The sequence below is a fragment of the Pseudomonas sp. Xaverov 83 genome (assembly GCF_019352905.1).
Classification (GTDB): domain Bacteria; phylum Pseudomonadota; class Gammaproteobacteria; order Pseudomonadales; family Pseudomonadaceae; genus Aquipseudomonas; species Aquipseudomonas yamanorum.
This window is the reverse complement of record NZ_JAAAFU010000075.1, coordinates 62,145-75,483: the sequence shown is the minus strand read 5'-3', so window position 1 is coordinate 75,483 and position 13,339 is coordinate 62,145. Positions and strand designations below refer to the sequence as shown.

Genomic DNA, 13,339 nt, shown 5'->3' with positions numbered 1-13,339 from the left:
AATCACCATTGTTGTTGTTAACAACCGGTCTGTTGCCGGTAGTGGTGGGCGATCCTAGTCCCGGAAGCTTTCAGCCAGCTTTCGCTTAAGAAACGGGCTACGTTGAATGGACGACTGGTCCTGTATGAAATAAGGACGTGGGAGACAGAGCATGCATGAGCAACACCGAGGCGGCTGCCATTGCGGGCGGGTGCGTTATCAGTTCAGCGGGGCGTTGGTGGATATTGCCCACTGCCACTGTTCGATTTGCCGGCGGGTCAGCGGCGGCTTGGTGACAACCTGGATCACCCTGCCCCGTTCCGCGTTCGCCTGGGTGGCGGGAACGCCGGCGCAGTACGATTCTTCGTCGACGTGCGTGCGGTATTTCTGTTCTAACTGTGGGGCGCACTTGGCGCTGGTGACGCAGCTGAGTTCCGAGAGTATCGATGTGACCATCGCAACCCTGGATCACCCGGAGCTGGCCCCGGCAGATCGGCACATCTGGGTAGAGAGCCGATTGCCGTGGTTGCATCTGGATGAGCAACTACCGGAAGAAGACGGAGAAACGCTCTAGGGTAGTTCGAACCCGCCGGAGGCCTTGTGCAGTGCGCGCAAGTGCTCGCCTAGCTGCTTGAGGTTGGCTTCACATGCGGCAATCTCCGCCGCGCGGGCTGGTTCCAGCAGCGCCCTCACCTCTTTGTCTAGATCGCCGGTCAGCGACTGCAACTGCTTCTGGCGCGCGGCGCTTTCTGATTCCAGGCGTTTGGATTCTGTCGGCTGGGGCAAGCCGTAACCGCTGGTGCCCAGCAGCTCTGCCGGGCGACTGAGGAAGCCGCTGTTGGCGAGGATCTGCTGCAAGGTGGCGTTGGCCTTTTCCATGCCGCCGTTCTTCAGCTCCCGGGCGCCGAGGTAGCGCTGTTTGACTTCATCCTGGGCCAGCATGAGTTGCTTGCGGAAACTCGCCTGCTCCAACAGTAGCAAGGCTGCGCTGGTGCGCAGGTCGGCTTCGGCAAACCATGGGTGACGTTCCTCGGCGCTCAAGGACAACCAATCCTCCACTTCAGCCTGTTTGATCGGCAGGCGCTTTTTCAGGACCTCGAACATCGCCTGGTAACGCTCGCGGAAGGAGTCGAAGTGATAGCCCAGGCGCAGCGCGCGTTTTTTGTCATCCAGCACGCTGGTATCGGCCAGGCCCCGGCCCTTGAGGACTTCCAGCAGGCCATTGGGCGTGATGTTGTCCAGGCCGGTCAACTGCGGGTTGGCGCTGCCGCTGCGTAACAGTTTCAGGCTCTCCACCGCACAGTTGTTGGAGATGAAGAAGTAGTTGCCGTCGTAGCTCCAGTGCATTTCGGCGGCGTGTTCGACGGTGTCGTTGATCTCCTGGCGCGTCAGTTTCAGGGGCACCGAGGCCAGGCCACGCAGTTCGGTCTTGGTGTACTCGTCGATCACCTGGGACAACGGCAGCACGAACAGCCGCGACGGGTACTTGCCGATCAGGCCGTCCCAACTCGACAGCTGTACGTCACCGACAAACGCGCGGTAGGACAGAACCAGGTGCTGGTCCAGATCCAGTCGGCAATCCGGGCCGCGTGGCCGGCCCGGGGCGCAGATCACCAGGCGCAGCATGCTGTGGCCCCAGCGGCTCACCAGGTTCTGGTTGGCTTCGGCCAGCAGGTAGTCGATTTCATAGACCCGCTCGGGGTCGACCTGGCCCAGTGGCGTCTTGGCGAAGTCGTTGCCGGCGTTGAGGAAGGCGTAGGTTTTCGCACAGGTGTCCTTGGCGGGCGGTGCCCAGCCAAAGTGTTCCTTGTAATAGCGGTACAGCGAAGGCCGACGGCAGGCGTAGCTCGGATCGAGGAGGAAGTACTCCATGTTGACCGCGACGAACTCCAGCGGGCTGGTGGTTTCGTAGATGTCCGGGCTGCGAGCCACCTGGTGGTTGTTCTGTTCACGTTCGCCGCGGCGCCCGACGTATTGCGGCCACCCTGCGAGGTCCAGCAGGCGCGGGTCATCACTGAGGGTAAAGCGACGGTCGTTCTGGCCCCGGCATTGATCGGGCAGGCCGATCAGGCCGGTGATGTTGTTCTGGCGGCTGCAACGCTGGATCAGCTTGCGGTCAGCGCTGGACCACAGGCGGGCACGGTCGTAGATGTGGGTCAGTTCATGCAGCACGGTGGCGAGCATTTCCCGGCGCACGGTGCCGTGGGGGCGATTGGTTTTTTGCGTCGCGGCGCTGCCGTCGGTGAGGCTTTCCAACAGGTTGCTGTTGAGGTCCAGTTCGGACACCAGCGAGGCCTGGCCGTAGGCGTTCTCGGGCATCTTATCGGTCCAGCCGACGTCGATGGTCCGGTCCAGTTGCTCAATGAAGCGTGGCGGCAACGCCAGCATCGCTTCATCCAGCAATGCCTGGCTGGCCTGCTGCTGGGCCGGGCTCAAGCCATCGGTCTTGAGCCGTAGTTGCAGAGCGGCCTGAGCCGCGCTGGCGCCCAGCAGCAAGGTGCCGGCCAGTAGCCAGGCGGCAATGCGCCTCACAGAGAGAGGATAGCTTCGGCGAGGACCTGGTCGCTGGCGTCGCGGGCTTCCGGCACGCGGGTCCGCAGGGTGTCGAAGGCGGCTTCCAGTTGAGCGCCGCGAATCTCACCATTGCTGGCGACGAAACTGGCGGCATCGTCATGGGCTTCGCGTACGACTTTGGAGTCCCGGATGGACGTGGTGGTGTCCGACGTGAAATCGATGGTACGGGCCGAAGCGCGGACGATGATGTTACTGGTGGCCTTCAGGGTTTGTGCCTGGGCAACACCGGCCAATAACAGCAGGCCAAGAGCGGCGGCGATCAGCGGGCTACGCATGGAATGACTCCGAAATACAAAGATGATTATTGGACGAGAATTGCTTGCGCCAGTTCAAGGTCACTGGCGTTAAGTTTTGGCTGGGTATGGCGCAGATAATCCAGCGCTGATTCCAGTCGGGCTCCCCGCCATTGGCCGTCAGTGGCAATGAAAGCGGCAGCGTCATCCTGGGCGGCCAGTATCAGTTTATGGTCGAACGGTGCGGAGGTCACTTTGCTGGTGGCGTACGCACTGACAACGAGGCTCTGGGTGGACAGGTCAAAGGCCAGAACCTGCGTGGACCAGCAGGCGCAAAATAATACGGGAACGATCAACAGGCGGTATGAAAAAGCCATGGGACTCGACAACTGAAAGCGAGCGCCAAGGCTAGCGTAATGCCCGTGCGAGAGCCAGCGCGGAGGGTTCAAGGAGCGCTTGGCGCTCCCCTCTTCCTCGTCTGCGGTCAGATGGCCAGGATCGCTTGGGCCAGTTGAGCGTCAGTCGCAGTGTTCAGTTGCGGGGCCTGTTGGCGGATCTGGGCCAGGGCGCTTTCCAGCTTCACGCCACGGATCGCGCCCTCGCTGGCGACGAAGCTGGCGGCGTCGTCTCGGGCAGCACGCACGACCTTGTTGTCACGCAAGGAGGATGTGGCGTCGGAAGTCGCATCTGAGGTGGCTTTCAGTGCGCCGACGATCGAGTCCGTGGTCACGATCAGGCTGGAGGCGTTGGCATTGGCAGCCAGGGCCAGCAGGGCTGCAGTGCTCAGCAGGCGAAGACGGGACATGGGGTGACTCCTGTAGATGAACGAATAAGGGTGGCACAAAGCCGCTAAGTGAGCAGCAGGACCATGGGCATCAGACGCCCGTTCTACAGGGTTCGCCACGTGGTAAATGGATATTAAGCCGCCGTTTATCTGTTCGGATAGCCACCCGAAGCGATTACTCACTCCAGAACGACTTGGACAGCTCAGCTGCTCGGTCGCCGTGACTGATGCCAGCGTCAGACAATTCCCGCGGATCCAACTGGGCCAGCAGCCTGCGGGTGCGGGAACGTTGCTCCCAGCGAGCAAGCGCTGCGGCCGTGCGCTTGAGTAGCCGTATCAACAGAGGGCGTTGCTGGATTTGGGTATTCATGGCGAGCGCCTTTCATGAGGTTCTGGAACACCATGTTGGGCTGGAAGGTAATACCAGTACAGATACACTAAGTCTTAATTGTACTGCTTAATTGTTATGTTTTTTAAACTGTACCTATCCATATAAAAGCCGACTGTTTTCACTCTCAAAAAACCCAGATCCCAGAAACGACAAAACCCGCCTCCGGTTACCCGGGGCGGGTTTTGTTTTCACAATTCAGAGTGCTGGCGGTGGACCCGGTGGGTCAGGGCCAGCGGACGCTAATTAGCGCCAGAACGGCTTGCTCAGCTCTTCGTAGCGTTGTGCTTCGCTGATACCGGCGTCAGCCAGCAGACGCGAATCCAGACGAGCCAGTTGATGGCGGCTGGAGATGCGGCGCTGCCACAACATCAGGTTGGCGAGAACGCGCAGAGGCAGGGAAGCCTGGGTGTTTACAGCTTTTTCTTCGAAGAACAGATCGGAACTGAGTGTACGTTCCATGATGACATCCTTCCGCTTGTGGCGGGATTAGGTAGTGGTTTAACTGATGCCAATGATCCTCCTCCGGCGCAAGACTCTCTAGATACAGTTCACCTGTATTGTGAGGGGCCAGTTAACTGTTTATAGGGGCTGTACTGTACGAAATTGGGGCAACTGTACCTATGGGCACTTTAATGGTGCGTTTTAGGTGATTTTGGAGGTATGAGTAGGATTTTTCGGTAGGAAATGACCGGTACAGCAGTACAGTTTTTTATAAAAATTGAATTTGGAAACCCGGACTGATGAAACTGTGCTTGCATCAGTCCGAATCTGTATCAATCACGCCTTCAGCATGTGCCCGGTTTCTTCCAGGTTGATGTGCCAACTCAGGGCTTCTCGCAGGATATGCGGGGTGTGACCGCCTAGTGCACAGGCTTGGGTGAAGTACGTGTTCAGGGCATCGCGGTAGGCCGGGTGCACGCAGTTGTCGATGATGACCCGAGCCCGCTCCCGCGGCGCAAGGCCCCGTAGGTCGGCCAGGCCGACTTCGGTCACCAGGATATCGACGTCATGCTCGGTATGGTCCACATGGCTGACCATTGGCACCACGCTGGAAATCGCGCCGGCCTTGGCAATCGACTTGGTAACAAAGATCGCCAGGTGCGCGTTGCGCGCAAAGTCGCCCGAGCCGCCGATCCCGTTCATCATCCGGGTGCCGCAGACGTGGGTGGAGTTGACGTTGCCGTAGATGTCGAACTCCAGCGCAGTGTTGATGCCGATGATGCCCAGGCGGCGCACCACTTCCGGGTGGTTGGAGATTTCCTGGGGTCGCAGCACGAGCTTCTCTTTATAGCGGTCCAGGTTGCCGAACACGTCGGCGTTGCGCCGTTCCGACAATGTGATCGAGCTGCCTGAGGCAAAGCTCAGCTTGCCGGCATCGATCAGGTCGAACGTGGAATCCTGGAGGACTTCCGAATACATCGTCAGGTCTTCGAACGGCGACTCGATCAAGCCACACATCACTGCGTTGGCAATGTTGCCGATGCCTGCCTGCAGCGGACCGAGCTTATTCGTCATGCGTCCGGCGTCGACCTCTTCTTTAAGGAAGTTGATCAGGTGATTGGCGATCGACTGGGTGTCGCTGTCGGGCGGCGTCACGGTGGAGGCCGAATCCGCCTGATTGGTGATGACGATCGCGACGATCTTCTCCGGCGGGATCGGGATTGCGGTACTGCCGATGCGGTCGTCCACGGCCACCAACGGAATCGGTGTGCGAGTCGGGCGATAGCTTGGGATATAGATGTCGTGCAGACCTTCCAGGTTCGGGTTGTGTGCCAGGTTGATCTCGACGATCACCTGCTTGGCGAAAATCGCGAAACTGGCGGAGTTGCCAACGGAAGTGGTCGGCACAATGTGGCCTTGCTCGGTGATCGCTACGGCTTCGATTACCGCAATGTCCGGCAGCTTGAGCTGATTGTTACGCAGTTGCTCGACGGTCTCCGACAAATGCTGGTCGATAAACATCACCTCGCCGGCATTGATCGCCTTGCGCAGGGTGCTATCTACCTGGAATGGCATGCGTCGCGACAGTACACCGGCTTCGGTCAGTTGCTTGTCCAGGTCGTTGCCCAGGCTGGCGCCGGTCATCAGGGTGATTTTCAGCGGTGATGTCTTGGCGCGTTCGGCCAAGGCGTGAGGCACGGCCTTGGCTTCACCGGCGCGGGTGAAGCCGCTCATGCCGACGGTCATGCCGTCCTGGATCAGTGCGGCAGCGTCAGCCGCGCTCATGACCTTGTTCAACAACGAAGGCAAGCGGATACGATCACGGTACATGGATTGTTATCTCGGGCTACGGAAGCAAGATGCGCAGTCTAGTGATTTCAAAAAGTTTCGTCCCGCTACCATGGTCGAATGCCAGGCAGCGATTTAGAGCCTTTTGTCGGTTTTCTATCAGCAATAAAAAACCCCAGCCTACTAAAGGCCAGGGTTTTGGGTATTGCGCTGGCGCAGTGTTTATTCGACGGCCTTGACCATGTCTTCGATGACCTTCTTGGCATCGCCGAAGACCATCATGGTCTTGTCCAGGTAGAACAGTTCGTTGTCCAGGCCGGCATAGCCGCTGGCCATCGAGCGCTTGTTGACGATGATGGTCTTGGCCTTGAACGCTTCGAGGATCGGCATGCCCGCAATGGGCGACTTTGGATCATTCTTGGCGGCCGGGTTGACCACATCGTTGGCGCCGAGCACCAGCACCACGTCGGCCTGGCCGAACTCGGAGTTGATGTCTTCCATCTCGAACACCTGGTCGTAAGGCACTTCTGCCTCGGCCAGCAGCACGTTCATGTGGCCAGGCATACGGCCGGCAACCGGGTGGATCGCGTACTTCACGGTCACGCCGCGGTGAGTCAGCTTCTCGGTCAGCTCTTTCAGCGCATGTTGCGCCCGGGCTACCGCGAGGCCGTAGCCCGGTACGATGATAACGGTGTCGGCGTTGGTCAGCAGGAAGGTCGCGTCGTCAGCCGAGCCGGACTTCACCGGGCGCGCTTCTTTCGAACCAGCCGGGCCGGCGGCGTCTGCCGTGTTGCCGAAACCGCCGAGCAGCACATTAAAGAAGGAGCGATTCATCGCCTTACACATGATGTACGACAGGATTGCGCCGCTTGAGCCCACCAGCGAGCCGGCGATGATCAGCATCGAGTTGTTCAGCGAGAAGCCGATACCCGCCGCCGCCCAGCCTGAGTAGCTGTTGAGCATCGAGACGACCACCGGCATATCGGCGCCGCCAATCGGGATGATGATCAACACGCCCAGCACGAATGCCAGGGCCAGCATCAATGCGAAAGCGCTGAGATTGCCGGTGAACATGAAGGCCAGGCCCAGGCCCAGCGTCAACAGACCCAGCACCAGATTCAGCTTGTGCTGACCGCCGAACTGTACCGGTGCGCCCTGGAACAGGCGGAACTTGTACTTGCCCGACAGCTTGCCGAAGGCGATGACCGAGCCGGAGAAGGTAATTGCACCGATGGCTGCACCGAGGAACAACTCCAGGCGGTTGCCGGCGGGGATCGACTCCCCCAGGTGTTTGACGATGCCCAAGGATTGCGGCTCGACTACGGCGGCAATCGCAATAAACACCGCAGCCAAGCCGATCATGCTGTGCATGAACGCTACCAGCTCCGGCATCTTGGTCATTTCCACGCGCTTGGCCATGATTGAGCCAGCGGTACCTCCGACCAGTAGGCCAACGATGACGTAGCCGATGCCGGCAGTCGCCAGCTCCGCGCCGAGCTTATAGATGAGGCCCACCGTGGTGAGGACTGCCAGCGCCATACCGAGCATGCCGAACAGGTTGCCGCGCCGCGAAGTGGTTGGGTGTGACAAGCCCTTGAGGGCTTGGATAAAGCAGATCGACGCGATCAGGTAGAGCGTCGTGACCAGATTCATGCTCATTACTTCGGCGCCTCTTCTTTTACTTTCGGGGCTTTCTTCTTGAACATCTCAAGCATCCTGCGGGTAACCAGGAAGCCACCGAACACGTTGACCGCCGCGAGGGCCACGGCCAGGGTACCCATGGTCTTGCCCAGCGGCGTCACGGTGAGTGCAGCTGCCAGCATGGCGCCGACGATCACGATCGCTGAAATCGCGTTTGTCACGGCCATCAGCGGGGTATGCAAGGCCGGGGTGACGTTCCAGACCACGTGATAACCGACATAAATTGCCAGCACGAAGATGATCAGGTTGTAGATACCGGGGGAGATAAGCTCTTCCATCGTCTGAATCCCTGCTTAGGCGTTTTTGCGGATGACTTGGCCGTCGCGGCACATCAGGCACGCGGCGACGATGTCGTCTTCGAGGTTGATTTCAAACTGCCCTTCCTTGGTGAAGACTAGCTTCAGGAAGTCCAGCAGGTTGCGCGCATACAGCGCCGAGGCGTCGGCTGCGACGGCGCCGGCCAGGTTGGTCGGGCCACAGATGGTCACGCCGTGTTCCACGACCACCTGGTCTGCCACGGTCAGCGGGCAGTTGCCGCCTTGGGCTGCAGCGAGGTCGATGACCACTGAGCCTGGCTTCATCTGTGCCACGGTCTCGGCGCTGAGCAAGGTCGGTGCCTTGCGGCCCGGGATCAATGCGGTGGTGATGACGATGTCGGCTTGCTTAGCACGCTCATGCACGGCCAGGGCCTGACGCTGCATCCAGCTTGTTGGCATCGGGCGCGCGTAGCCGCCGACACCGACGGCGCACTCACGCTCTTCGTCGGTTTCGTAGGGCACGTCGACGAACTTGGCGCCCAGGGATTCGATCTGTTCCTTTACGGCCGGACGCACGTCGGACGCCTCGATGACCGCACCCAGACGTTTCGCGGTAGCGATCGCCTGCAGCCCTGCTACGCCCGCGCCGAGAATCAGCACGCGGGCGGCTTTCACTGTGCCGGCGGCAGTCATCAGCATTGGCATGAAGCGAGGGTAATGATGGGCGGCGAGCAACACGGCCTTGTAGCCGGCGATGTTGGCTTGGGAAGACAGCACATCCAAGCTCTGCGCGCGGGAGGTACGCGGCGCTGCCTCAAGGGCAAAGGCCGTAACGCCATGCTCGGCCAAGCGGGTGATGGTTTCGTTGCTGAACGGATTGAGCATGCCCACCAGCACGGCGCCGCTTTTGATCAGCGTCAGTTCGCTTTCATTGGGGGCAACCACCTTGAGGATCAACTCGGCGCCGAATGCATCACTGGCGCTGCCAATGGTTGCGCCTGCCGCTTCATAGGCACTGTCGACGACACTGGCATTGATGCCCGCCCCGCTTTCCACAGTAACCTTATGGCCCTGGCCGATCAGCTTCTTGATGGTTTCCGGGGTGGCAGCCACCCGCGTTTCACCGGTCTGGGTTTCGAGAGGAACACCAATGTGCACGTCAAATCTCCTGCATGATCTTTTTGCTTTGATTTTGTAAAAAGGCCAGTGCACCGCAATGAGGTGCATCTGGGCGGCCGATCAGCACGATCCCGCTGAAATACAGCGGGGCGCGGCATTTTGCAGGCGAACTTTACGGCCTTCAAGAGATTATGACGGGTGACGAAAAATTAACTACAAGTCACCCTGTGACTGATTGTCGCAATTCTTGGATATAAGCCTTTTAAATACATAGGGTTAAAGGGTTTCAGCTGAAATATGAGCGTTTTTCCATCGCCGATGTGAATGGTTGTGTATGGCTGTGACTTTATGGCTACAGGCCAATATGAGCATGGCTTTGAAGCTTTTTCAGGGGTCAAAGATGCGGTCTTCTAAATTGCGACATATATATACATATGTAGGTATTTTTTTAATCTGACTACAAAGTCAGTTGGTTGGTCTTCCCCTTTATATATCGGGGTTATAGCGTTTTGACTGATCGATCAGCCAGTCCCTGAATGCGTGAAGAGAAGCAGATTCGACTTTTCTCTCGGGAATCATCAAGTAGTAAGCCTTTGAACTGGCCAATACCTGAGGGCTGGCGACCACCAGGCGCCCTTCGCTCAATTCCCCCTGAATAAGGAACGGCGGGATCAGTGCGACGCCCATGTCGTGCATGGCTGCCTGGGACAACATGGAGAATAGCTCGTAACGCGGGCCTGTCATGTCGCGGGGTATGTCCAGCTGTTGCGCGTTGAACCATTGGCGCCAGGCATAGGGTCGGGTGGTTTGCTGCAGCAGGGGCAGTTCGGCGATTTCCTGCGCGGTGAAGTGCGTACGCTCACCCAGCAAGCGTGGGCTACACACCGGAAGCGGGTTTTCTCCCATCAGTTTGTGGGATTCGGTGCCGGACCAGTCGGCATCGCCAAAGTAGATCGCGGCGTCAAATTCGGTATCGGCGAACAGGAAAGGCCGTGTGCGGTTGGTGAGGTTGACGGTGACCTCCGGGTGTTGGTGCTGGAAGTCCTTGAGGCGCGGGATCAGCCACTGGGTGCCGAAGGTCGGCACCACCGCCAGTTCGATTACGTTGGTGCCCTGCTGGCCCATGACTGACAAAGTGTCGCGCTCGACCGCGTCCAGCTGCGTAGCCACCCGGCGGCTATACGAAAGGCCCGCCTCTGTCAGCTTTACGCCTCGGCGTGAGCGTCGAAACAGCTCGACACTTAAAAACTCCTCAAGGCTAGCGATTTGTCGGCAGATTGCGCCTTGGGTAATTGAAAGCTCCTGCGCTGCCTTGGTAAAGCTCTCGTGGCGGGCTGCTGCCTCAAAACTCACCAATGCTGTGGTACTGGGAATCTTTCTACGCATGTACCGTGGCCTCACAAGTAAATAGCTTATAAGCGGGTTTCTGATGTTTCGGAGTGAGAAATTAGCACAAGCCTATGCAAAAACCTCGTTTGCCCTCCTCGCTTGCCCGGCCTAGGCTCCATGCACGACTTTTGATTTACTTCGCGAGGACTCGCTCATGGGCGGTAAGGCAAGCTTCAACTGGATCGATCCACTATTGCTGGATTCACAGCTCACCGAAGAAGAGCGCATGGTGCGCGACAGTGCCGAGCAGTTCGCCCAGGACAAGCTGGCGCCGCGTGTGCTCGAAGCCTTCCGTCATGAAAAGACCGACCCTGCGATCTTCCGCGAAATGGGTGAGACCGGCTTGCTGGGGGCGATGATTCCAGAGCAGTACGGTGGCAGCGGCTTGAACTACGTCAGCTATGGCCTGATCGCACGTGAGGTCGAGCGCGTGGACTCCGGCTACCGTTCGATGATGAGTGTGCAGTCCTCGCTGGTGATGGTGCCTATCAATGAGTTCGGCACCGAAGCGCAAAAGCAGAAATACTTGCCAAAGCTGGCCTCTGGCGAATGGATTGGCTGCTTTGGTCTGACAGAGCCTAACCATGGTTCCGACCCGGGCGCGATGATTACTCGTGCGCGTAAGGTGGATGGCGGCTACAGCCTCACCGGCAGCAAGATGTGGATCACTAATAGCCCGATTGCAGACGTGTTCGTGGTGTGGGGCAAGGACGATGCAGGCGACATCCGCGGCTTCGTCCTGGAAAAGGGTTGGAAAGGCCTGAGTGCTCCGGCGATCCACGGCAAGGTCGGATTGCGCGCTTCGATCACCGGTGAAATCGTCATGGATAACGTGTTTGTTCCTGAGGAGAACATTTTCCCGGATGTGCGTGGCCTGAAAGGACCGTTCACTTGCCTTAACTCGGCACGCTACGGGATCTCGTGGGGCGCGCTGGGTGCTGCGGAGTTCTGCTGGCATACCGCGCGTCAGTACACCCTTGATCGTCAACAGTTCGGGCGTCCCTTGGCGGCCACCCAACTGATCCAGAAGAAGCTTGCAGACATGCAGACTGAGATAACCCTCGCCTTGCAGGGTTGCCTGCGGTTGGGTCGCATGAAGGATGAAGGCACTGCGGCGGTGGAAATCACCTCGATCATGAAGCGCAACTCCTGTGGCAAGTCCCTCGACATTGCCCGGATGGCGCGTGACATGCTAGGTGGGAACGGCATCTCCGACGAATTCGGCATTGCCCGTCACCTGGTCAACCTTGAGGTGGTAAACACCTATGAGGGCACCCACGACGTGCATGCGCTGATCTTGGGGCGCGCGCAAACCGGTATTCAGGCGTTCTATTAATAGGAGAACGACCATGGGCGCGCTATCGCACCTGCGGGTACTGGATTTGTCGCGAGTGCTGGCGGGCCCTTGGGCCGGGCAGATACTGGCGGACCTCGGCGCTGAAGTGATCAAGGTTGAGCGGCCCGGCAATGGCGACGACACCCGTGCCTGGGGGCCGCCCTTCCTTAAGGATGCCTATGGTGAGAACACCACTGAGGCGGCGTATTACCTATCGGCCAATCGTAACAAGGAGTCGGTGACGATCGACTTCACACGGCCGGAGGGTCAGAAACTGGTGCGTGACTTGGCGGCGAAGTCTGACATTCTGATCGAGAACTTCAAGGTTGGGGGCTTGGCGGCCTACGGGCTGGACTATGAGTCGCTCAAGGAGATCAATCCGGAGTTGATCTACTGTTCTATTACCGGGTTTGGTCAGACTGGGCCCTATGCGACGAGGGCGGGCTACGACTTCATGATCCAGGGGCTTGGCGGGCTGATGAGTCTGACTGGCCGCCCTGAGGGTGAAGACGGCGCCGGGCCGGTCAAGGTGGGGGTAGCACTGACGGATATCCTTACGGGGCTCTATTCAACGGTTGCGATTCTGGCTGCCATGGCTCACCGGGATCATGACGGCGGTGGTCAGCATATCGATATGGCGCTGCTGGATGTGCAGGTGGCTTGTCTGGCTAATCAGGCAATGAACTACCTGACGACGGGAGTCTCTCCTAAGCGTTTGGGCAACGCTCATCCGAATATCGTGCCGTATCAGGACTTTCCTACGGCGGATGGCGACTTCATTCTTACTGTGGGTAACGACGGGCAGTTCCGCAAGTTTGCCGAGGTGGCTGGGCAGCCCCAGTGGGCAGATGATCCTCGGTTTGCCACTAATAAGCTGCGAGTGGCCAATAGAGCGACGCTGATTCCGTTGATTCGTCAGGCTACTGTGTTCAAGACCACTGCTGAATGGGTGGCTCAGCTGGAGCGGGTGGGCGTGCCTTGTGGGCCGATCAATGATTTGGCGCAGGTGTTTGCCGATCCTCAGGTTAAGGCGCGTGGGTTGGCGATGCAGTTGCCTCATGCGTTGGCAGGGATGGTGCCCCAGGTGGCCAGTCCTATGCGCTTGTCCAAGACGCCCGTTGAGTATCGTAGTGCGCCGCCGCTATTAGGTGAGCATACCTATCAGGTGCTGCAGCAAGTGCTGGGTTTGACGCCTGCGAGTGTGTCGGCTCTAAGGGAGGCTGGAGTCATCTGAAGGCCCTCTTCTATATAGATGGCTGTTTAGGCTCTCTATATAGAAGAGAATTGGTCGAATTTTAGTCAGAAGTGCTTATTTGATAGAAATCCTGAATTAAGGGTTGACGGCAA

General features: G+C 58.8%; 14 protein-coding genes. 3 read left to right on the top strand and 11 right to left on the bottom strand.

Annotated elements, in window-relative coordinates; genetic code table 11:
* Nucleotides 1-151: 151 nt before the first annotated feature.
* Nucleotides 152-553, top strand: a complete 402-nt coding sequence (locus K0H47_RS21590; protein ID WP_219273592.1) for a GFA family protein — start codon at nucleotides 152-154, stop codon at nucleotides 551-553.
* On the opposite strand, the gene K0H47_RS21585 is transcribed toward K0H47_RS21590, so the two are convergent.
* From K0H47_RS21585 to K0H47_RS21535, 11 genes are all read right to left on the bottom strand, one after another.
* Nucleotides 550-2,511 carry a DUF4105 domain-containing protein gene (locus tag K0H47_RS21585; RefSeq protein ID WP_219273590.1) on the bottom strand — a complete coding sequence of 654 codons (1,962 nt, stop codon included), beginning with the start codon at nucleotides 2,509-2,511 and terminating at the stop codon, nucleotides 550-552. The genes K0H47_RS21590 and K0H47_RS21585 overlap by 4 nt on opposite strands.
* Nucleotides 2,508-2,828, bottom strand: a complete 321-nt coding sequence (locus K0H47_RS21580; protein WP_003214760.1) for a DUF2388 domain-containing protein — start codon at nucleotides 2,826-2,828, stop codon at nucleotides 2,508-2,510. Before K0H47_RS21580 ends, K0H47_RS21585 begins: the two co-directional genes overlap by 4 nt.
* Nucleotides 2,829-2,854: 26 nt before the next feature.
* Nucleotides 2,855-3,163 carry a DUF2388 domain-containing protein gene (locus K0H47_RS21575; protein ID WP_017477999.1) on the bottom strand — a complete coding sequence of 103 codons (309 nt, stop codon included), beginning with the start codon at nucleotides 3,161-3,163 and terminating at the stop codon, nucleotides 2,855-2,857.
* Between the two features lie 107 nt (nucleotides 3,164-3,270).
* A complete protein-coding gene (locus K0H47_RS21570) occupies nucleotides 3,271-3,591 on the bottom strand; it encodes a DUF2388 domain-containing protein (protein WP_017478000.1) in 321 nt (106 codons plus the stop codon).
* A 154-nt stretch (nucleotides 3,592-3,745) separates the two neighbouring features.
* Nucleotides 3,746-3,940, bottom strand: coding sequence for a DUF1127 domain-containing protein (locus K0H47_RS21565; RefSeq protein WP_063033685.1), 195 nt, complete (start codon nucleotides 3,938-3,940; stop codon nucleotides 3,746-3,748).
* A 264-nt stretch (nucleotides 3,941-4,204) separates the two neighbouring features.
* Complete coding sequence (locus K0H47_RS21560) at nucleotides 4,205-4,420, bottom strand: DUF1127 domain-containing protein (RefSeq protein ID WP_003214752.1); 216 nt, start codon at nucleotides 4,418-4,420, stop codon at nucleotides 4,205-4,207.
* Between the two features lie 318 nt (nucleotides 4,421-4,738).
* Nucleotides 4,739-6,232 carry an acetyl-CoA hydrolase/transferase family protein gene (locus K0H47_RS21555; protein ID WP_093203226.1) on the bottom strand — a complete coding sequence of 498 codons (1,494 nt, stop codon included), beginning with the start codon at nucleotides 6,230-6,232 and terminating at the stop codon, nucleotides 4,739-4,741.
* Nucleotides 6,233-6,412: 180 nt separating this feature from the next.
* Nucleotides 6,413-7,849: an NAD(P)(+) transhydrogenase (Re/Si-specific) subunit beta gene (locus tag K0H47_RS21550; RefSeq protein ID WP_093203222.1), complete on the bottom strand. Its 1,437-nt coding sequence runs from the start codon at nucleotides 7,847-7,849 to the stop codon at nucleotides 6,413-6,415.
* A complete protein-coding gene (locus tag K0H47_RS21545; RefSeq protein WP_003187417.1) occupies nucleotides 7,849-8,169 on the bottom strand; it encodes an NAD(P) transhydrogenase subunit alpha in 321 nt (106 codons plus the stop codon). The genes K0H47_RS21550 and K0H47_RS21545 overlap by 1 nt, the downstream gene beginning before the upstream one ends.
* A gap of 15 nt (nucleotides 8,170-8,184) precedes the next feature.
* Complete coding sequence (locus K0H47_RS21540) at nucleotides 8,185-9,306, bottom strand: Re/Si-specific NAD(P)(+) transhydrogenase subunit alpha (protein ID WP_177025296.1); 1,122 nt, start codon at nucleotides 9,304-9,306, stop codon at nucleotides 8,185-8,187.
* A 447-nt stretch (nucleotides 9,307-9,753) separates the two neighbouring features.
* On the bottom strand, nucleotides 9,754-10,653 hold the full coding sequence (locus tag K0H47_RS21535) for a LysR family transcriptional regulator (RefSeq protein ID WP_172834539.1): 900 nt from the start codon (nucleotides 10,651-10,653) through the stop codon (nucleotides 9,754-9,756).
* Nucleotides 10,654-10,810: 157 nt separating this feature from the next.
* Between K0H47_RS21535 and K0H47_RS21530 the strand changes: the two genes are divergently transcribed.
* On the top strand, nucleotides 10,811-11,992 hold the full coding sequence (locus K0H47_RS21530) for an acyl-CoA dehydrogenase (RefSeq protein ID WP_010168706.1): 1,182 nt from the start codon (nucleotides 10,811-10,813) through the stop codon (nucleotides 11,990-11,992).
* Nucleotides 11,993-12,005: 13 nt separating this feature from the next.
* On the top strand, nucleotides 12,006-13,226 hold the full coding sequence (locus K0H47_RS21525) for a CaiB/BaiF CoA-transferase family protein (RefSeq protein WP_177025297.1): 1,221 nt from the start codon (nucleotides 12,006-12,008) through the stop codon (nucleotides 13,224-13,226).
* Nucleotides 13,227-13,339 lie beyond the last annotated feature (113 nt).

Coding starts and splice junctions, on each gene's coding strand:
- K0H47_RS21590 (WP_219273592.1), top strand. CDS start 152: ATGCATGAGCAACACCGAGGCGGCTGCCATTGCGGGCGGGTGCGTTAT.
- K0H47_RS21580 (WP_003214760.1), bottom strand. CDS start 2,828: ATGCGTAGCCCGCTGATCGCCGCCGCTCTTGGCCTGCTGTTATTGGCC.
- K0H47_RS21575 (WP_017477999.1), bottom strand. CDS start 3,163: ATGGCTTTTTCATACCGCCTGTTGATCGTTCCCGTATTATTTTGCGCC.
- K0H47_RS21570 (WP_017478000.1), bottom strand. CDS start 3,591: ATGTCCCGTCTTCGCCTGCTGAGCACTGCAGCCCTGCTGGCCCTGGCT.
- K0H47_RS21565 (WP_063033685.1), bottom strand. CDS start 3,940: ATGAATACCCAAATCCAGCAACGCCCTCTGTTGATACGGCTACTCAAG.
- K0H47_RS21560 (WP_003214752.1), bottom strand. CDS start 4,420: ATGGAACGTACACTCAGTTCCGATCTGTTCTTCGAAGAAAAAGCTGTA.
- K0H47_RS21555 (WP_093203226.1), bottom strand. CDS start 6,232: ATGTACCGTGATCGTATCCGCTTGCCTTCGTTGTTGAACAAGGTCATG.
- K0H47_RS21550 (WP_093203222.1), bottom strand. CDS start 7,849: ATGAGCATGAATCTGGTCACGACGCTCTACCTGATCGCGTCGATCTGC.
- K0H47_RS21545 (WP_003187417.1), bottom strand. CDS start 8,169: ATGGAAGAGCTTATCTCCCCCGGTATCTACAACCTGATCATCTTCGTG.
- K0H47_RS21535 (WP_172834539.1), bottom strand. CDS start 10,653: ATGCGTAGAAAGATTCCCAGTACCACAGCATTGGTGAGTTTTGAGGCA.
- K0H47_RS21530 (WP_010168706.1), top strand. CDS start 10,811: ATGGGCGGTAAGGCAAGCTTCAACTGGATCGATCCACTATTGCTGGAT.
- K0H47_RS21525 (WP_177025297.1), top strand. CDS start 12,006: ATGGGCGCGCTATCGCACCTGCGGGTACTGGATTTGTCGCGAGTGCTG.